The organism is Limibacter armeniacum (genome assembly GCF_036880985.1).
GTDB classification, from domain to species: domain Bacteria; phylum Bacteroidota; class Bacteroidia; order Cytophagales; family Flammeovirgaceae; genus Limibacter; species Limibacter armeniacum.
Genome location: NZ_JBAJNO010000009.1, coordinates 3,168,954 through 3,188,765 on the forward strand (window position 1 = coordinate 3,168,954; position 19,812 = coordinate 3,188,765).

The window sequence follows — 19,812 nt, forward strand, 5'->3', positions numbered from 1 at the left end:
TGTTATTAGCTGTCAGATTATTGTGCGGATGGAGGGACTCGAACCCCCATGCCTCGCGGCGCTAGATCCTAAGTCTAGTGCGTCTACCAATTTCGCCACATCCGCATCGAATGTTGCCTCTGTACATTCAATTTATGCGGTGCAAAGGTAATGATAAGAAGTTTTTTTGCAATGCCTTGCGTGATTTTTTTTATAAAGAAGCTTTAAATATGGTCTTTTATGGGATTTTTTTAAGATTTATAACGTAATTTATATAGAATAAAGCACCAAATAGGAGGTGAAATACGATAGGGGGTGTATAAGAAGTACTCAGCTAAGGAATATAGCCCATTACATTATTATATAGACCTAGCGTACACCCTACTATAACACAAGCATAATTTGTTTAGTTGTAAAAGTGAGTTTATAATGTTTGGTGAACGAATTTTTACTGACTTAGATGTCAGGCAACATTATGTTTTATACCTTGCATAGTATTCAGGGATAAGGTCCTGCATTCATTTGCTTAGTTAAGATTAAATACCGTGGTGTGTCATGAATATTGACGTTGAAAAGGAAAACAAGACGCTGCTGAAGATGTACCGCAACCTGCTGCAAAAAGCAAGTCCATATTTGCAGGGGGATGACCAGAAAACCATCAGGAAAGCATTTGTATTTGCTACTGAGGCGCATAAAGATATGCGTCGTAAGTCAGGGGAGCCATTTATCTATCATCCTGTGGCAGTAGCGACTATTGTTACAGAAGAAATAGGATTAGGTACTACCTCTATCGTGTCTGCACTTTTGCATGACGTGGTGGAGGATACTGAATATACGTTTAATGACATTGAAACGCATTTTGGCTCGAAAGTAGCCAAAATTGTTGAAGGGTTAACCAAGATATCGGAAACATCAGCAAAGGGAGATTCGCTGCAAGCGGAAAACTTCAGGAAGATGCTGTTGACAATTTCGGAAGATATCCGTGTGGTACTGGTGAAGATCGCTGACCGTTTGCACAATATGCGTACGCTTGAGAGTATGCCAAAAGACAAGCGTCTTAAGATCAAGTCAGAAACGGAGTACATCTATGCACCGTTGGCACACAGGTTAGGACTTTATAATATAAAGTCTGAGCTGGAAGACCTTTCTCTGAAGTATTCGGACAGGAGAACTTATGATGAAATATCTGAGAAACTCAGAAAGTCGGAGCCAGCAAGGGTAAAGTTTACCAATACCTTTACAGAGCCGATCAAGCGAGACCTAGATAGAATGGGGATAAAGTACCGGATCAAGTCACGTACAAAATCCATTCGATCTATCTTTAATAAGATGCGTAAACAGAACATTCCGTTTGAGGAAGTGTTTGACCTGTTTGCAATTCGAATCATCTTCGGTTCGACCATGGAGATGGAAAAAGCGAAATGTTGGCAGATTTACTCTGTGGTAACCGATCATTATAGACCAAATGTGAGTAGGCTGAGAGACTGGGTCAGTATGCCGAAAGCCAATGGTTATGAGTCTTTGCATACTACAGTTATGGGTCCTGAAGGTCACTGGGTAGAGGTACAGGTGAGAAGTGAGCGGATGGATGAGATTGCTGAAAAAGGATACGCAGCTCACTGGAAGTACAAGGAAAAAGGAAAAGGAGGCGCTCAGAATGGAAAGCCAAGGGAACAAGGTATAGAAAGCTGGTTGAATGCCGTCCGTGAGATGATGGAGAATGACAAGATGAGTGCCATCGAATTCTTGGACGATTTCCGTTCTAACCTATTCAATAAAGAGGTTTTTGCCTTTACTCCTAAAGGGGATTTGAAAGTGTTCCCTAAAGGTTCTACTGTATTGGACTTTGCATTTGATATTCATACTGAGGTAGGAGCCAAATGTTTGGGTGCAAAAATCAACGGTCGACTGGTGCCTTTGAACCATGAATTGAAAAATGGGGATCAGATTGAGATTCTGACGGCCAATAAGCCAAAGGCAACAGAAGGTTGGTTGCAATTTGTAAAAACCTCAAGGGCAAGAGCAAAGATCAAGTCTTACCTGAAAGAAGACAAGAGAAAAATGTCTGAACTCGGTCGTGAGATTGTTGAGCGTAAGCTTAAGCAGATGCACTTGCCGTTCAATGACCGAACACTGAAGCAACTGAAAGACTACTTTGGTTTACAGACTGAGCTGGATCTATACTCTCAAGTAGGGGAAGGTATTATTGATCATACAGAGATCAAGAAATTCAATGAGCAGCACAAGCAAAATGAAAAATTGCGCTCAGAGAAGATTGTACCTGAAACCGCCAAGGAGTTTAAAAAGCGCATTAGACGTATCCGACAAGATGGTGACGAACTGGTGATCGGGGAGGATATGGAAAGCGTACATTACTCATTGGCAAAATGCTGTAACCCGATATTTGGAGATGACATCTTTGGTTTTATCACGATCAATAATGGTATCAAGATACATAGAACCAATTGCCCTAATGCTGTTTCGATGATGGCCAACTATGGCTACCGAATTATCAAGGCACGTTGGGCTAACAGTCAGGACAGTGAGTACGAAATTAAGCTGAAGGTGGAAGGAACTGACCGTGTTGGTTTGGTAAATGATGTGACCAAGATTATTTCGACACAAATGTGTGTGAATATCAAGTCTATTTCCATTGATACTGAGAGTAGTATCTTCAAAGGAACTATCGGACTTTCAGTGCATGACACAGATGAAGCTGATAACCTTATCAATAATCTCAAGGATATTGATGGTATTGTAAAGGTGATAAGATTAGAAGAATAAAATTAATGGAGGAGTCCCTATACCTATTGTGGGGATTTCTCCGTTTTGTATTTAGCATTACTTTTTGTAGAAATAATTGTATTTTGCTATATCAAACAAGGCTCTTTTGAAAAGGGCAAGCAGCCAATACTACCATATATATGCTGCTGATTGGACTGTCAGGTAATATTTTCAATGACATGTCCCGCATATTTTTTTGGAATCTACCCCAATGGGGCTACTGCTGAATATACCATGGAGAATGAGAATACACTGATCAAAGTCTACCAAGACATTTCAAGGGAAGTAACACTTTCAGGTCTGTCACGCAAGTTGATTCAACTTACCAATGAACAGCTGAATCCTGATCGTGTAATGCTGGTGATTAAATCAGGTGACCATTACAAGATTTTAGCCGAGCTTGATAAAGGCGAACTGACAATCCATCAGGAAGCAGTTATGGCTGACACTTCCACCCTTCCTTTACAGGTGTTTGAGCGACTGAAAAGAAAACCTCGTACCATTTCTATTACCAAGACACAAATGGTAGTACACTTTGGAGAGGACGAGTATCTCAATACTGTAAAGCCATTTATGGTCAGTTTGCTTCCATTGGTAAATCAGGATGTTAATGTAGGTTTCCTGTTAATAGAAAACAGAACAAAAGAAGAGACATTCACTCCTGAAACATTGGAGTATATGGAGCTTTTAGCTCCTCAAATGGCAATCACATTGCAGAATTGTGTATTGAACCAATCGCTGATGGTTCAGGCACAGCAGGCATTTAGCCAGCAGACAGAGGTAGCTGTAAAAGAAGCGCCAAAGCCAGTGGTGACAAAGCAGGAAAAGTCAATCGAGTCATTGAGTGAAAGCTTTGAACAGCAAATCGCTACTTTGGGAAGTATTGGTCAAGCCATTACAGATGCTACTTCGGTAGAAACCATTATTGAAACAGTCTATGAGAAAGTGAATGAGCTGATGGATGCTTATGCTTTCGATATAGGAATTTTCAATAAGGAAAAAGAACGCATCGAGTTTTCAGGGTCTATTGAAAATGGAGAGCGTTTGCCATTCAATTACTACTCTTTAAGCGAGGAAAACAGGTTAGCTGTTAGGTGTTTTAAGAATAGTGAAGAAATTCTGATCAGCAACTACCATAAGGAATATGCGAACTACTTTGGTGAGACAGAACTGCCTGCGCCTAATGTAGGTGGAGATTTGCTGTCAGTGGTGTATTTGCCAATCAGGGACAAGCAAGAGACTGTTGGTGTAATCACAGTACAGAGCAAGACTGAAAATGCCTACACAAATTACCACCTGAATATTCTTAGAAACCTGTCTGTTTATGTAGCTATTGCCATTGACAATGCTTCATTGATGGAAGCGCGTTTGGCAAATGCAGAGAAATTTGCAGTACAGGCAAAGGCACATGAGCAGGAACTGAAGAATGCTTTTGAAACAGTAAAACTGTTGGGTGAGATAGGTCAGGACATTACAGCCAACCTTTCGGTAGATAAAATTATCGAAACGGTATATGAGAATGTCAACAACCTGATGGACGCCAAAATCTTCTCAATTGGTGTTTACAATTCACGTAAAAACAGGATTGACGTTCCGGGTACCATTGAGTATGATAAAAAGCTTCCTGCTTATTTTTATGAAATATCAGATGATTCAAAACTTTCGGTTTACTGTCTTAAAAGACAAGAGGAAGTATTGATTCATGATTTGGATAAAGATTTCAATAAATATCTTGATACACAGCTTCCTGCAGATACCTCAGGGCTTCCTCAGTCGGTAATTTACATGCCACTTGTTGGTAAAGTAGGTCCTTTGGGAGTAATTACCATCCAGAGTAACCAAAAGTACGCTTATGGAGAGCAGGACCTGAACATCCTTCGAAACTTGGCGGCTTATGTAGGTATTGCATTGGACAACGCCTTGGTATACGAGAGTCTGGAGGAAATTGTAGATGAGCGTACATCGGAGGTAGTGAAGCAGAAAGAGCAGATTGAGGTACAGCACAGTAAGCTGGAGCAATCGCTGAAAGACGTAGAACTCCTGTCTGATATGGGTATGGAGTTGACATCTACCCTTTCTACAGAAGATATTATCTCTACCATGTATGAGCACGTCAATAACTTGATGGATGCTTCTGCATTTGGTGTAGGTATTATTAATCCGATCAAGAACCATATCGAGTTTAGGGGTGCATTGGAAGCGGGTGAAAAGCTACCAACATTCTATCACCCTATGGATGATGATCACCGATTCTCAGTATGGAGTATCAAGAATCATAAGGAGGTATTTATCCTTGATTACGAGAGAGAGTATAATAAGTATATCGAGGAGATGAAGGCTCCTGAGGCTGGAAAAAGCCCAGAGTCTATTATTTACTTGCCATTGGAAACAAAGGATAAGGTAATTGGTGTAATCACGGTTCAAAGCTTTAAGAAAAATGCTTATACACCGTACCATATCAACATCCTTCGAAACCTGGCAGTATACACAGCAATTGCAGTGGAAAACGCTGAGTCTTATCATAAGATGGAGCTTCAAAACCAGGAGATCCAGAAGACCAGCCAGAAGATGACTTCAAGTATCAAGTATGCCAAGCGTATTCAGCAGGCAATGCTGCCGAACAGAACCTTGATCAATGACCTGCTTGCAGATTCTTTTGTATTCTTTAAGCCAAGAGATATTGTAAGTGGTGACTTCTTCTGGTTCCTGAAGAAAGGCAGTAAGCTGTTTATGGCAGCAGTAGATTGTACTGGTCATGGTGTTCCGGGTGCATTTATGAGTATTATTGGCAACAACTTGCTCAATGAGATCGTCAATGTAAGGGATATCGAATCTCCAGATGAAGTATTGAACCTGATGCATGACCGTGTTCACAAACAGCTGAACCAAAGCGAGACAGAGAATCAAGATGGAATGGATTTAGCTCTTTGTGTAATCAATTATGATACACGTCAGGTTGAGTATGCAGGCGCTAAAAACCCACTGGTAAGGATTGTCGATGGTGAAATGGAAGTGATTAAAGGTGATCGCATGCCAATCGGAGGAAGAAGAAGTGACCGTTATGAAAGTGAAAGCTATACCAAGCATACTTTCTCATTAGATGATAATGCGGCTTACTATATTTTCTCAGATGGTTATGCAGACCAGTTCAATCAAGAGGGTAGCAAGTTCCTGATGAAAAACTTCAAGGAGATGCTTTTGGAAATACATGACCAGCCAATGGATAGTCAGCGTAAGGTATTAAGAAGAAAGCTGATGAATTGGATGGAAGGTGTGTCTCAGCAGACAGATGATATTTTGGTAATTGGCTTTAGACCATAATAACCGAAATAGGTAACTTTAAATAGAAAAGGCAATAAGTTTCTAAAACTTACTGCCTTTTTTCTTATACACAAAGGGCGATCGTATTTGAAAGCTTTTTAGCAAAAGCAGGGTCTTTATAAAGAGAGTGATTGTGAAAAGAAATTAGTTCAAAAGCTAATTGAAACTGGTTAGACCAAGCCTGTTCAGGTTTATATGGATCTTCATCACCATAATACAGATTGATATTCGTGGGAGGACTATCCTTTTCATACCTTAGCCTAGTAGCAGAGACAGCAAATAGACTGAGGATGTTTAATCCTAGAAGGGCAGCTTTCCAAGCAATAGTACCCCCAATACTAAATGCTAAAACATATGTAGGACCTGTCTCTTTTGCCAATAGGCTTTGAACTGCTTTTTCAACTCCACCATTTACAAATTGCTGATGCAGGCTTGCTTCAGTATAATCGGCCTTATTGACGTTACCCAATTCGCAACAATCATAATATTGGATATCGAAGGTGTTGTCAAGTACTGAAGTGTATAGCTGAGTCCATTCAGCTTTTTCTTTTCCCCATAAGTCAGACAGAATGATAAGCCTTTGCATTATTTCTTACTTTCAGGGCTGAGTTCCAATGCTTGTGCCACGGTTTTACGCTCTCTCTTCTGCATTAGGCGCTTAAGCATAGCACGTTGAATATCCTGAAGGTCACCTCTAGGAATGGCATCAATCAGTTTTTGGGTATAAGCCTCTTTCGGATTCTTGTAAATGTTTTCAGCAAAGTCAATCTCTACAATTTTACCTTCATTCATTACCATGATACGGTCTGCAATAAATTTGACTACAGCAAGGTCATGGGAAATGAAGATATAGGTGAAATTGAATTCATCACGTAATTCGTTCAGTAGGTTCAGTACTGTCGCCTGTACTGAAACATCCAAGGCTGAAACAGATTCATCACAGATAATGAATTTGGGTTTTACAGCCAATGTTCTGGCAATGCTGATACGTTGACGTTGCCCTCCCGAAAACTCATGCGGATACCTGTTAAAGTGAGCGGCATTTAGGTTGACACGTTCCAGTAATTTGATAGCCTCAATCTTTCTTTCCTTTTCAGAGCGGTAAATATTATGTACACGCATTGGTTCCATAATAGCTTCCCCAACAGTATGCCTTGGGTTTAATGAAGCATATGGGTCTTGGAAAATGATTTGAATATCTTTTCGAAGCGTCGTTAGCTGCTTTTCACTTAGCTTGGTGATATCTTTTCCTTCAAAGATAATTTCACCAGCAGAAGGTTTAATAAGCTGCAAAATACTTCTTCCGAGTGTAGTCTTGCCACAGCCTGACTCTCCAACAAGACCTAAAGTCTCTCCTGAAAATACATCAAAAGATACATCATCCACCGCTTTCATCCATTGAGTCGGTTTGCCAAGCCAGTTTTTGCTGACGGGGAAATGTGTTTCCAGATTTCTGACCGAAAGAATGGGCTTTTGACTTGCTAGCTCCTGATTACGTTGCTTGATCTCATCCTCTGTTTGCTTGTTCCAAATAATGGCTTCACCCACAGAAGCATAACGTCCCCTGATGCCAATTCCAGATTCGGTAAGGCTGTCTACAAAGTCAGATAATACAGGAAGTCTTTTAAACTTGATGTCTAGTCTTGGACGACAAGCTAATAGCCCTTTGGTATAAGGATGTTGCGGATTCTCAAAGATGTCCCACACACTACCTTGCTCAACAATTTTACCTTTATACATTACTGCAACACGATCAGCCATCTCGGCTATCACGGCAAGGTCATGTGATATAAATAGGGTAGAGGTATTGAACTCATTGTTAAGCTCCTGTACCAGTTCTAGAATAGATTTCTGTACTGTTACGTCAAGTGCGGTAGTTGGCTCATCCGCAATAAGTAGAGAAGGCTCACAGGCAAGCGCCATGGCAATCATCACCCGCTGTTTCTGTCCTCCTGAAATTTGGTGAGGATAGGAACGGAAAATCTTTTTGGCAGGGGTAAGCTTTACTTTTTCAAATAGGTTAAGCGCTCGTTTACAAGCTTCTTGGGCACTGACATTTTGGTGCTCAAGAATGGTTTCTATCATTTGGTTTCCACAAGTATAAACAGGATTGAGTGAACTCATTGGATCCTGAAAAATCATCCCTATCTCAGCTCCTCTAATTCCTCTTATTTGGCTTGGGCGAAGCTTGAGCAAGTCAATTTCTCCAAACTTTTGACTGTTGTAAAGGATCTCACCACTGTTTACTTGGATAGAGGGAGTGTGCAAGAGCTGCAACAGTGAAAGAGCCGTAACAGACTTTCCTGAGCCAGACTCTCCAACAATGCCTAAGGTTTCTCCCTTATTGACACTAATGGATAAGTCGTCAATGATCGTATGGTAACCAGTATTGCCTAAAGATGAAATAGTAAGATTCTTTATTTCCAGTAGCTTAAGCTGTTGGGGCTGTCTTTGCATGTGGACCTTATTTGTACAGTATAGTATTAGTTGATAGCCTAATCAATAGTGTGATGATAGTGCAAAATAGTAAACTTCCATGATCAGATGGAAGAATATTCTGACTGCGGGTAGTATTTTTTTAATTCATTAACCACCATTCTTTTTCTAATAACGAAATACCTGATTCTATACGCTACTCTTGAGAGAGTTTTTTTGATCAGAATCAGTCTTTTACCCTTTACAGTCATTAAAAATATCCATTTCTAAATTTTGTTGATCAAAGTCAATAAAAGGGTTGACGGCGGTCAATGTCCATCGATGAGCATCACCTTACTTTTGTTCGAGACAGTTACATTTATTTAAACCTATGAGTGCTATAGTCATATTGATCGGGATAAGTTTGGTGGTGGCAATTTGCTTCCTGTTGGCCTTTATTTGGTCTGTAAACTCAGATCAGTATGATGATACTTACACACCAAGCATCAGAATACTGTTTGAAGAAAATGATTACAAAAGAACAAATCAGTCAGACCGTTCAGAGGAATAGTGAATCCAATCTGGAGCGCTTTTTCTACGACAACGTAGCTGTAAGGAATTTTGCAGTTGCTACTATTTTTTGGGGCGTGGCAGGGATGCTGGTGGGGCTTATAGCCGCCATACAGATGGTACTGCCTGAAGCGAACATGGAAACCGCTTGGCTCACATTTGGTCGTATCAGACCGTTGCACACCAATGCCATTATTTTCGCCTTTGTGGGAAATGGTATGTTTGCAGGTATCTATTATGCATTGCCACGGTTGGTCAAGGCTCGTATGTTTAGCGATGTACTGACCAAAATCCATTTCTGGGGGTGGCAGTTAATCATTCTTTCCGCACTGATTACCTTACCAATGGGTATTTCCTCAGCTAAGGAATATGCTGAGTTGGAGTGGCCAATCGATATTGCTATTGCAGCAATATGGGTAGTATTCGGTGTAAACATGATCATGACACTGATCAAAAGGAGAGAAAGACACCTGTATGTAGCGATCTGGTTCTTTATTGCGACTTTTGTGACAGTTGCTGTACTACACATTGTCAATAACCTTGAGCTTCCGATTTCATTCACGAAGTCATATCCAATCTTTGCAGGGGTACAGGACGCACTGGTACAATGGTGGTATGGTCACAATGCCGTAGCATTCTTCCTGACAACCCCTTACCTAGGCCTGATGTACTACTTCGTACCAAAGGCGGCAAATAGACCTGTATACTCTTACAGGTTGTCAATCATTCACTTCTGGTCCCTGATATTTATCTATATCTGGGCAGGTCCACACCACTTGCTCTATACAGCATTGCCTGACTGGGCACAATCACTGGGTACTGTATTCTCTGTAATGCTGATTGCTCCATCATGGGGTGGTATGCTGAATGGTCTACTGACCTTGAGAGGTGCTTGGGACACTGTAAGAACTAGCCCTGTATTGAAATTCTTTGTGGTAGCGATTACTGCATACGGTATGGCTACGTTTGAAGGGCCAATGATGTCATTCAAGAGTGTGAATGCAATTTCTCACTATACAGACTGGACCATTGCTCACGTACACGTTGGAGGTTTGGGCTGGAATGGCTTCTTCACATTCGGTATGCTTTACTGGTTGATACCACGGCTTTATAAGAGAGAGCTTTTCTCTACAAAATTGGCCAATACGCACTTCTGGATTGGTACACTGGGTATCCTGTTCTATACTATTCCGCTTTATTGGGCTGGTTGGACACAATCGCTGATGTGGAAAGAATTTACTGAAGCAGGCTTCTTGAAGTACCCTAACTTCTTGGAGACAGTGGTACAAATTCTTCCAATGTACAAACTGAGAGTATTGGGTGGTACACTTTACCTGACAGGTGCCTTGATGATGGCTTATAACATCTTCATGACGATCAAGAAAGGGTCGCTGCAAGCCGAAGAAGAAGCAAGTGCACCAGCACTGACAGGTGATGGAGGTAGAATCCAAAGATGGCATGAGTGGATTGAAAGACGTCCAATCCAAATGACAATCTGGTCAATCGTGGCGATTTCAATTGGTGGTTTGGTGGAGTTCCTGCCAACATATTTGGTGAAGTCTAATGTACCGACAATCGCATCTGTACAACCTTACACACCACTTGAACTACAAGGACGTGACATTTACCTGAGAGAAGGTTGTTATGTCTGTCACTCACAAATGGTTCGTCCGTTCCGTTCGGAAACAGAGCGTTATGGAGAATACTCTAAATCAGGTGAGTTTATCTACGATAGACCATTCCAATGGGGGTCTAAACGTACTGGTCCTGATTTGCACCGTATTGGGGTCAATAACCCGAATGCAGCTTGGCACTACCGCCATATGATGGACCCTACGCTGGTATCACCAGGTTCGATCATGCCTCCATACCCTTGGTTGCTTGAAAATGATCTGGATAAGACGACTACAGCGTCTAAGATCGAAGCGATGCAGAAACTGGGTGTTCCTTATGCTGAAGGGTATGCCGCTAAGGCAAATGACGACTTGGAAGAGCAAGCAGCTTCTATCGTGGCAGAGCTGAAAGGTGACGACATTGAAGCTTCTAAAGACAAGGAGATCATAGCCCTGATTGCTTATCTGAAGCGTCTGGGAACTGATGTTGGTAAGTCTGACAACGTACCTTCAAAATAAGTGATAAACCTCCCGTCGCCTAAGAGGGCGATGGGTCAACCATAAAAAATATGTATAAAGACGTTCTGAGATCGATTGAAGGCATTGAGGTTTTTCCTGTTATCGGAATCATCATCTTCTTCACTTTTTTCACAGCTTGGTTGATTTATGCCTTCTCTATGAAAAAGGAACAGGTGAATGCACTCTCGTCCTTGCCGTTAGAACTTGATTCAGACGCACACAAAAATGAGTTGACCAATGAAAGCAATGTATAAATATCTGACTGGCCTGCTCATGGCTATGACAATGCTCTTGGTAAGTCCTCAGGTTAGCTTTGCGGCTTCTGGATTGCAAGGGTTTGTGGAAAGTTATTCCGCTGGAGAGTGGGTCATGATACTGTTGGGAGCGGGCATCTTTATCCTGTTTCTACTTTTTCTGGTACTAGCCCTGATTCTTTACACTGTGTTGGTAACGGTTCAGCGTAAACGGGAACTGTCAACTGTAGTAACTGCCTAAACCCTGAATGAGAGATGAAGAAACTAAATCTACACAAAAAAGTCTTGTTCCTGCTACCATTGCTGATGGCAGGAGGAAATACAATGGCAGCTACAAAAAGTGACCAGTTGCTGGCAGGAGTTGAAAACTTCGATATTCTGGTACTTGCAATGCTTTTTGTGTTGTTCCTGTTGTTTATAGCTATCATGGGAATTGCATTCTCGCTGTATTATGTAGTGAGTTTGCAACTCAAAAAAGAAGAAGTGCCTGCTGAAGCAGTTGAGGAAGCTGAGACAGGCTGGTGGAAATGGTTTTGGCAGAAATTCAATGCAGCCAAACCAATGGAACTTGAAACAGATATCCTAATGGATCATGAATATGATGGCATTAGGGAGCTGGACAACCAATTGCCACCTTGGTGGAAGTATATGTTCTACTTTACCATTGTTTTTGCTTTCTGTTACTTGGGTGTTTATCACTGGTGGACAGATGCAGATGATGCAGTATCAGTTCGAGAGTATAGAGCTGAGATGGTAGCAGCTGAGCAGGCAAGAGATGCTTACCTAGCCAAAATGGCAAGCTTGATTGATGAGACAAATGTAGAAGTAGCCTCAGAAGAAGCAGCGTTGGCAGAAGGTCAGGACATCTTTACTAAAAACTGCCGTACCTGCCATGGTAAAGTAGGTGAAGGTGGAGCAGGACCAAACCTGACAGACGAATACTGGTTGCATGGTGGTGGTATCAAAGACATCTTCAAGACAGTGAAGTATGGTGTACCAAATACAGCGATGCAGTCTTGGGAAAAGAAAATGACGCCACAGCAGATCCAGAGAGTGGCAAGTTTTATCCTGACGTTGCAGGGATCAAATCCTGAAAATGGCAAAGCGCCACAAGGGGAGAAGTGGGAAGCCGAACAGTAATACTTGGTAATATATATATTCAGCTAGTTTGTAATACCTCCATTGGGATTTTCCCCATGGAGGTTTGCTGCTGACAATAGACAATCTCATCGACTATGGTCAACCAACTGCACAGCCAAAACCCTGAAGAATTCAGAAATTCCATCTCAACAGTAGGCGAAGATGGAAAGCGAATTTGGCTTTACCCCAAGAAGCCTAAAGGCCGTTTTTATAATGCCCGTAAGTGGGTTGCTTACCTGCTGATCGCATTCTTTTTTGCCGGACCATTTCTAAAAGTAAATGGTGAGCCATTTCTGATGTTCAATATCCTTGAACGACAGTTTGTCATCTTAGGAAACCTTTTTGTACCGCAGGACTTCTTCATTTTTGTATTGGGGATGATCATGCTGATCATCTTTATCGTACTGTTTACGGTGGTATATGGTAGGGTATGGTGTGGTTGGGCTTGTCCGCAGACAGTATTTATGGAGATGGTTTTCCGTCGGATTGAATATTGGATTGAAGGAGACGCCAATCAACAGCGTAAACTGGATAAACAACCTTGGACTACTGACAAGATCCTTAAAAAAACAGCCAAGCATACCATCTTTCTCTCCTTCTCCTTCCTGATAGCCAATATGGTTTTGGGATACATTTTCGGTGGACAGCGTGTGTTGAATATGATGACACAGTCACCGCTTGACAACTGGGGACTCTTTGTAGCCCACCTTGCTTTTGCCTTAGTATTCTATGCTGTATTTGCCAAGTTCAGAGAGCAGGCATGTATCGCAGTTTGTCCTTATGGTCGTCTGCAAGGCGTATTGCTGGACAAAGACTCAATAGCGGTTACCTATGATCATGAAAGAGGTGAGCCAAGAGGGAAGCTGAAAAAGAGCAAACAGCAATCTCCATGCAGTGGTTGCAATACGGCAGCGGCTGTTACAGTGGAACCATTGACCTTAAGTCACCTTGAAAAAAAGCAAGGCGATTGTGTTGACTGTAATCTGTGTGTACAGGTTTGTCCAACAGGTATTGACATTCGTAACGGGATTCAGTTGGAGTGTGTAAACTGTACCGCTTGTATGGATGCTTGCGATGCTGTAATGGATAAAATTGGTAAAGACAAAGGCTTGATCAGGTATGCATCTGCGAATAGTATCGAACAAAAGCAGCCATTCCGATTTACACCTCGAATTATAGCCTATACCGTTGTACTCGCATTGTTGGTTGGCGCATTCGGGTATTTGCTTACCTCACGAGATAGTACAGAAACAACTATTTTGAGAGTACCTGGTATGATTTACCAAAAGGCAGAAAATGGAGACATCCGAAACATCTACTCCTTGCAGGTTATAAACAAGACCAACGAAAATATGCCTATTACAGTGAAACTCGTAGCTCCTGAAGGTAAGATTACTTTTGCGGGAGGTGATGAACTGGAGCTGAAGGCACAAGACATTCTGGACGGAATCTTCTTTGTGGACATTCCTGCTGAGCGATTGGAAGGAATGAAAACGGAAGTTCAATTCGAAATCTATTCAGGAGAAGAGAAATTGGAGCATGTTGAAACCAATTTCCTTGGTCCAGCAAAATAACACAAGATGTAAGACAGAGGATTTGAGGTATATAACAGCCATTTATCTCAAGTCTCCAACTAAATACGATAAAACTATGAAATTCAACTGGGGATGGGGCGTTGTGATCGCCTTTGTATGTTTTGCCGCTTTTATCCTATCCATGGTCATTCGCTCGTTTGATGTGCCGATTAACATGGTAAGTAAAGAATATTATGCTGAAGAGTTGGCTTACTCTGATAAGAAGGCCAAGATGGAAAATACCAAGCAGCTAGAGGAGCAGCCAAGGGTAGAGTATCAGCTAGAAAATGAGGCATTGGTAGTGGCAATGCCCGATGAGGCAGCAAATGCTAATGGTACAGTAAAGCTTTACAGGCCTGCTGATTCACGTATGGACTTTACCGAAGCATTGGTACTGGACAGTGACAACAAGCAGCAGATTGAGGTAAATAATATAGCCAAAGGAAGATGGGTTGTGCAGCTTGATTGGGAAAAGGCAGGTAAATCATACTATTTCGAAAAATCAGTAATCATTCCATAATATGCTTTGGACAGCTTTTATACTAGGGTTTGTAGGTAGCTTTCATTGCCTTGGAATGTGCGGACCAATCGCTATGGCGATGCAAGGCAAACAAGGTAACCATAACCATTGGCATACAGTATTGGAAAGGCTTCTGTATAATCTGGGCAGATCGGTTACCTATGCCTTGCTGGGTGGTATAGCAGGCTTATTGGGTAAGAGTCTTGTCTGGTTGATTGGTTACCAAGTCTACATTGCAGCCATTTTAGGTGTAATGTTACTGTTGGTAGGGTTGTTTTCTGTAAACCCTGAGACCTTTCTGATGAAAATTCCTGTTTTAGGTTCGTGGTTTGGTGTTGTTCGTAAACAATTAGGAAAACTATTGAGAGAGGCAGGGCTACACAATTTCTTTACAATTGGACTGTTAAATGGTTTTTTACCTTGCGGTTTGGTATATATGGCACTCGTAAATGCTGTAGCAATTGGTAGCATGACTCAGGGCATGAGTTATATGCTGATGTTTGGAATAGGAACAATGCCTTTGATGTTGAGCGCTGCTTTAGCTGGACAGTTTGTGAGTATGAATTTCAGAAACCATGTAAAAAGGCTTTATCCTTATGTATTTGTCTTGATGGGAGGACTTTTGATTTTCAGGGCTTACAATGTAGGGACATCATCCAATATTACAGATGATATGACACTGAGTAACAAGACTGAGATGATTTGTCATTAAGCTCTCTAGAATAAAGAGAAAGAACTTAGACCTAGATACTGTACCCAATTTATTTGGTTCAGGATCTAGGTTTTTTATTTAGCTCTTGGTCTCTTCCAGTCTGTGAATCGTAAAATTATTATAGCCTTCTCTGACGGTAAGGGTAATCTTATTCATGGAGAGCAATTCAAGTACAGCCAAAAAGTTGAAGACCACGGCAATCTTATTGAAGTCATTTTTGAATAAGTCTATAAAATCTATTTCAGGTTGGAACTCCAACTGCGCTAGGATATAAGTTTGCTGTTCCTCTTGGGTGTAAGGGTAGGGGACTACCTCATGTCTAGGTCTGTTTTGAACAGCTTCAAAGTTCTTGAGTGCTTCCTGATAAAAACGCAATAGCTTAAAAAGGTCAACATCCTGAAGTTCGGCTTCGACACCTTGCGCTTCTTCTATCTTGGTAACCTCAGCCATGACATTTCCTCTTCCTTCACGGAAAAGCATGTTTTCCTCCCATTCCTCTAAGATACCCAAAACAGATTTGTACTTCTTGTACTCCAGCAGGTGCTTGACCAATTCCTCCCGAGGGTCAATTTCATTTCCTTCCTCATCCTTCTCAACCCTTGGAAGTAGCATCTTGGCTTTGATACGCATTAGGGTCGCAGCAACCAAAATGAACTCACTAGCCACTTCCATATTCATTTGCTCCAGCTGATCTAGGTAATCCATAAAATCATTGGTGATCTGAGAAATGGGAATATCATGGATATCCAACTCATCACGCTGAATAAAGAAAAGTAAGAGGTCAAACGGACCTTCAAAAAGAGGTATCTTGATTTCGAAGCTCATTCATTTACAGTTTGCTGAATTACAAATGTAAATAATTAGACATAAGATTAGAGACTTGAGATCAGAGACTTTTACAAAAAAAAGCCTGCCTGCTGAGTGTTTCAGCTGACAGACCTTTATATCATTCATACAAATCGTTCTGCTTAGAAAGTAGCTTTTGTTTTAGCAATGCTGTCTATGCGCTGCTGTGCAATTTCGATTGCTACTTCTTGTGTATTCTTGTTATGCTCATCTGAACCTTCGAATACTCTTAGTGTTTGGTCATATACTTCCTCACACTTGTGCTTAGTCCACTCTTTGTTTGAGCTGATTACTTCAGCATAAACGTTGATTACTCCACCGCTGTTGATCAAGAAGTCTGGCGCATAAAGGATGCCTTTTTCACGACAAAGGTCGCCGTGGATTTTCTCGTCAGCCAATTGGTTGTTGGCACAACCTGCGATAATGTCACACTTCAGTTTGCTAAGTGTTTCATCATTTACAGTAGCACCTAGTGCACATGGAGAGTAGATATCAACATCAAGGTCATAGATCTCGTCAAGACCAACACCTTCGATACCGTACTTGTTCACCACTTCTTTTACTCTGTCTGCATAGAAATCAGATACATAAATCTGACAACCTTCTTCCTTCAGGTGTTGGATCAGGTATTCGCCTACGTGACCTGCACCTTGTACAGAAACACGCTTGCCAGCCAATGAGTCAGTGCCATAAGCTTTTTTGGCAGCTGCTTTCATACCCATATAAGTAGTATATGCTGTAAATGGAGAAGGATCACCCAAACCACCTCTAGCCTCAGGCATACCACTTACGTGTTTAGTTTCAGCAGCGATATGTTCCATGTCAGAAGAGTTCATTCCTACATCTTCTGCTGTGATATATTTACCGTTAAGGTTTCTGACAAATTTGCCATAAGCTCTCAACAGTGCTTCAGTTTTGTGCTTGCGGGCGTCACCGATAATTACAGCTTTACCACCACCAAGGTTCAGGCCTGCAATTGAGTTTTTGAACGTCATACCTCTTGAAAGTCTCAGAGCATCGTTCAAAGCCTGCTGCTCGTTCTCGTACATCCACATTCTTGTACCACCCAATGCTGGACCCAATACAGTGTTGTGGACAGCGATGATAGCCTTAAGGCCTGTAGCTTCGTCATGACAGAACACGACTTGTTCGTGTCCCATTTCAGATACTTTATCAAATACGGATACCTCTCCCATTATAGTTGTGCTTTTGTTTGTCAGCATTATTTAGTTTGCTGCAATGTTAACGAATAGAAGTTTTTTGCGAAACAGTTAAGCGGTAATACTTGGCTGTTTTATATAGCAAACACAAATTTAAGCGATTTCCTAAATTTTCCGCATGGTGTATCTTTCTGTAAATGAGTAGTTAATAACTTTAAATTCTTGATTTTAACCTTCGAGCTTCATACAGTTGAGGTAAATTGGATTTTATTCAGATGATAATTTCATGATTAAATGAATGTTCAGAATAAACGTTTAATTTTAAAAGTGTATTAAAAACACCAATAAATCCAAATTTTTATCATTGGGGCTAAAAAAAGCAGTGTTGACGGGAGTGTAATTTTTTTCCGAAATAGGTGTGGCTTTATTCTTCTGAACAATAACTTTGCAAACATGTTCTACATTAGCTGTACTATTGTAAATAGTAGAGAGATGTATGGCAAGCCGACTATATTTACTGTCGCAAGGGTTTAATAATTAACGGACATTTTCAGGCATGACATGGAAAGGAGTGTTTTTCTGTCGGCTGTACTGATATAGATATATGAGTAATAAAGAAGTTCACAATAGCGGGAATATTTTTGACGGGCAGATCCTGAGACGAATTTTCAAGTTTGTAAAGCCATATACATGGCAATTCTATTTTTTGATTTTCCTGACCATTGCATTGGGTATACTGGCTCCTGTACGGCCATACTTGATTGAGCAGACTATTGATAAGTATATTGTGGTTGGGGACTTACAGGGGTTAATGAGTATGACCCTTCTATTGATAGGGATGGCTGTAATACAGGCATTGGTGCAATTTAGCCATACTTATCTGTCAGGTTGGTTAGGGCAGTATGTCATCCGAGATATCCGTACAGTACTTTACCGTCATATCCTGAAGTTACAGCTAAAGTATTATGACAAAACGCCTATTGGTAGGTTGGTAACTCGTACAGTATCGGATGTGGAAACCCTTTCAGAGGTATTTACCAATGGTCTGGCTGCATTACTAAGTGATTTGCTTCAGCTGATATTTATTCTGGCAGTAATGCTATATACAGACTGGCGCCTGACACTGATCAGTTTGGCGACATTGCCTATCCTGATTTTCTCTACCTATATCTTTAAGGAGAAAATAAAGGTAGCGTTCAATGATGTAAGAACGGCAGTCTCTAACCTGAACACTTTTGTGCAGGAACATATCACAGGGATGAATATCGTGCAGATCTTCAACAGTGAACGCAGAGAGTATGGGAAATTTAAGGATATCAACAAAGAGCACTTGGATGCACAGCTGCGTACAGTAATGTATTATTCTGTCTACTATCCTGTAGCGGAGGTGATTGCAGCAACGGGTACGGGTTTGTTGGTGTGGTTTGGTGCAAGACAGGTATTGCAGGAAGAGGTAACAGTAGGGGTATTGATTGCTTTTATTATGTATATCTCACTGTTTTTCCGACCTATCCGTATGATTGCAGACCGTTTCAATACTTTACAGATGGGGATAGTGAGTTCAGATCGTATTCTAAAAGTGTTGGATACCACTAACGTGATTGAAGACAATGGGTCTGTTGATCTAGACCATGTAAAAGGGGAGGTGAAGTTTGATCATGTATGGTTTGCTTATGAGGATGAGAAATATGTATTGAAAGATATTTCCTTTGAAGTAAAGGCAGGGGAGTCTATTGCGTTTGTAGGTGCGACAGGTGCTGGTAAGTCTTCTATCATTAACCTGATAAACCGTTTCTATGAAATTCAGAAGGGAAGTGTAAATGTTGATGGTAGAAATATCAAGGAATATACGCTTGAAAGTTTGCGCCAGCATATCGGGTTGGTACTACAGGATGTATTCCTTTTCTCATCTTCTATCAGAGAGAATATCACTTTAGGAAATACTGATATCACAGATGAGCAAATTATAAAGGCTGCAAAATTGGTAGGAGCTGATACGTTTATCAACAGGCTTCCTGAAGGTTTGGACTATGTGGTAATGGAGAGAGGAGCAACGCTTTCAGTGGGACAACGCCAGCTGATTTCTTTTGTGAGGGCGATGGTATATGACCCTAAGATATTGATTCTGGATGAGGCAACTTCTTCTGTAGACAGTGAAACGGAAGAGATGATTCAGAATGCAGTGGAGCGTATGATGAAAGGGCGTACTTCTATTGCTATTGCTCACAGGTTGGCTACAATCAAAAATGCGGATAAGATTATTGTGATGGACAAAGGTGAGATCAAGGAAGCCGGAACACACGATGAGTTATTGGCAGAAGGTGGGTATTATGCTAACCTGTACGAAATCCAATATAAGGAGGCCGTAGAAAAGCCCTAATAAAAAGAACTAAAATCATATTGAT

At 41.2% G+C, this 19,812-nt stretch carries 15 protein-coding genes and 1 tRNA gene; 11 read left to right on the forward strand and 5 right to left on the reverse strand.

Annotated elements, in window-relative coordinates; translation table 11 throughout:
* Positions 1–23: 23 nt before the first annotated feature.
* A tRNA-Leu gene (locus V6R21_RS30900) sits at positions 24–105 on the reverse strand.
* 429 nt (positions 106–534) lie between these two features.
* Between V6R21_RS30900 and V6R21_RS30905 the strand changes: the two genes are divergently transcribed.
* Both V6R21_RS30905 and V6R21_RS30910 read left to right on the forward strand, forming a co-directional pair.
* Positions 535–2,763, forward strand: a complete 2,229-nt coding sequence (locus V6R21_RS30905) for a RelA/SpoT family protein (RefSeq protein ID WP_334247351.1) — start codon at positions 535–537, stop codon at positions 2,761–2,763.
* 174 nt (positions 2,764–2,937) lie between these two features.
* Positions 2,938–6,084 carry a GAF domain-containing protein gene (locus V6R21_RS30910; protein WP_334247352.1) on the forward strand — a complete coding sequence of 1,049 codons (3,147 nt, stop codon included), beginning with the start codon at positions 2,938–2,940 and terminating at the stop codon, positions 6,082–6,084.
* A 64-nt stretch (positions 6,085–6,148) separates the two neighbouring features.
* Here V6R21_RS30910 and V6R21_RS30915 read toward each other — a convergent pair whose 3' ends face one another.
* Together V6R21_RS30915 and V6R21_RS30920 are read right to left on the reverse strand one after the other, a co-directional pair.
* Positions 6,149–6,670 carry a hypothetical protein gene (locus V6R21_RS30915; RefSeq protein WP_334247353.1) on the reverse strand — a complete coding sequence of 174 codons (522 nt, stop codon included), beginning with the start codon at positions 6,668–6,670 and terminating at the stop codon, positions 6,149–6,151.
* Positions 6,670–8,541 (reverse strand): ABC transporter ATP-binding protein, encoded by a 1,872-nt coding sequence (locus V6R21_RS30920; protein ID WP_334247354.1) that lies wholly within the window; start codon positions 8,539–8,541, stop codon positions 6,670–6,672. Before V6R21_RS30920 ends, V6R21_RS30915 begins: the two co-directional genes overlap by 1 nt.
* Before the next feature lie 349 nt (positions 8,542–8,890).
* On the opposite strand from V6R21_RS30920, the gene ccoS reads away from it, so the two are divergent.
* From ccoS to V6R21_RS30960, 8 genes are all read left to right on the forward strand, one after another.
* The gene (gene ccoS / locus V6R21_RS30925) at positions 8,891–9,070 is read left to right on the forward strand and encodes a cbb3-type cytochrome oxidase assembly protein CcoS (RefSeq protein WP_334247355.1); all 180 of its coding nucleotides are present in this window, start codon (positions 8,891–8,893) and stop codon (positions 9,068–9,070) included.
* Positions 9,027–11,201: a cytochrome-c oxidase, cbb3-type subunit I gene (gene ccoN, locus V6R21_RS30930; RefSeq protein ID WP_334247356.1), complete on the forward strand. Its 2,175-nt coding sequence runs from the start codon at positions 9,027–9,029 to the stop codon at positions 11,199–11,201. Before ccoS ends, ccoN begins: the two co-directional genes overlap by 44 nt.
* Before the next feature lie 50 nt (positions 11,202–11,251).
* The gene (locus V6R21_RS30935) at positions 11,252–11,455 is read left to right on the forward strand and encodes a hypothetical protein (RefSeq protein WP_334247357.1); all 204 of its coding nucleotides are present in this window, start codon (positions 11,252–11,254) and stop codon (positions 11,453–11,455) included.
* A gap of 19 nt (positions 11,456–11,474) precedes the next feature.
* The gene (locus tag V6R21_RS30940; protein ID WP_334247358.1) at positions 11,475–11,696 is read left to right on the forward strand and encodes a hypothetical protein; all 222 of its coding nucleotides are present in this window, start codon (positions 11,475–11,477) and stop codon (positions 11,694–11,696) included.
* A gap of 14 nt (positions 11,697–11,710) precedes the next feature.
* Positions 11,711–12,595: a cbb3-type cytochrome c oxidase N-terminal domain-containing protein gene (locus tag V6R21_RS30945; RefSeq protein WP_334247359.1), complete on the forward strand. Its 885-nt coding sequence runs from the start codon at positions 11,711–11,713 to the stop codon at positions 12,593–12,595.
* Positions 12,596–12,690: 95 nt separating this feature from the next.
* Entirely contained in the window at positions 12,691–14,169 is a 1,479-nt protein-coding gene (gene ccoG, locus V6R21_RS30950) for a cytochrome c oxidase accessory protein CcoG (protein ID WP_334247360.1), read from the forward strand.
* A gap of 76 nt (positions 14,170–14,245) precedes the next feature.
* Positions 14,246–14,689 (forward strand): FixH family protein, encoded by a 444-nt coding sequence (locus V6R21_RS30955; RefSeq protein ID WP_334247361.1) that lies wholly within the window; start codon positions 14,246–14,248, stop codon positions 14,687–14,689.
* Position 14,690: 1 nt separating this feature from the next.
* A complete protein-coding gene (locus tag V6R21_RS30960) occupies positions 14,691–15,401 on the forward strand; it encodes a sulfite exporter TauE/SafE family protein (RefSeq protein ID WP_334247362.1) in 711 nt (236 codons plus the stop codon).
* A 78-nt stretch (positions 15,402–15,479) separates the two neighbouring features.
* Here the strand turns inward: V6R21_RS30960 and V6R21_RS30965 are convergent, their stop codons facing one another.
* Complete coding sequence (locus V6R21_RS30965) at positions 15,480–16,226, reverse strand: segregation and condensation protein A (protein ID WP_334247363.1); 747 nt, start codon at positions 16,224–16,226, stop codon at positions 15,480–15,482.
* A gap of 143 nt (positions 16,227–16,369) precedes the next feature.
* The gene (locus V6R21_RS30970; RefSeq protein ID WP_334247364.1) at positions 16,370–17,470 is read right to left on the reverse strand and encodes a Glu/Leu/Phe/Val dehydrogenase dimerization domain-containing protein; all 1,101 of its coding nucleotides are present in this window, start codon (positions 17,468–17,470) and stop codon (positions 16,370–16,372) included.
* A gap of 541 nt (positions 17,471–18,011) precedes the next feature.
* On the opposite strand from V6R21_RS30970, the gene V6R21_RS30975 reads away from it, so the two are divergent.
* Positions 18,012–19,787, forward strand: coding sequence for an ABC transporter ATP-binding protein (locus V6R21_RS30975; RefSeq protein WP_334247365.1), 1,776 nt, complete (start codon positions 18,012–18,014; stop codon positions 19,785–19,787).
* Positions 19,788–19,812: the final 25 nt, after the last annotated feature.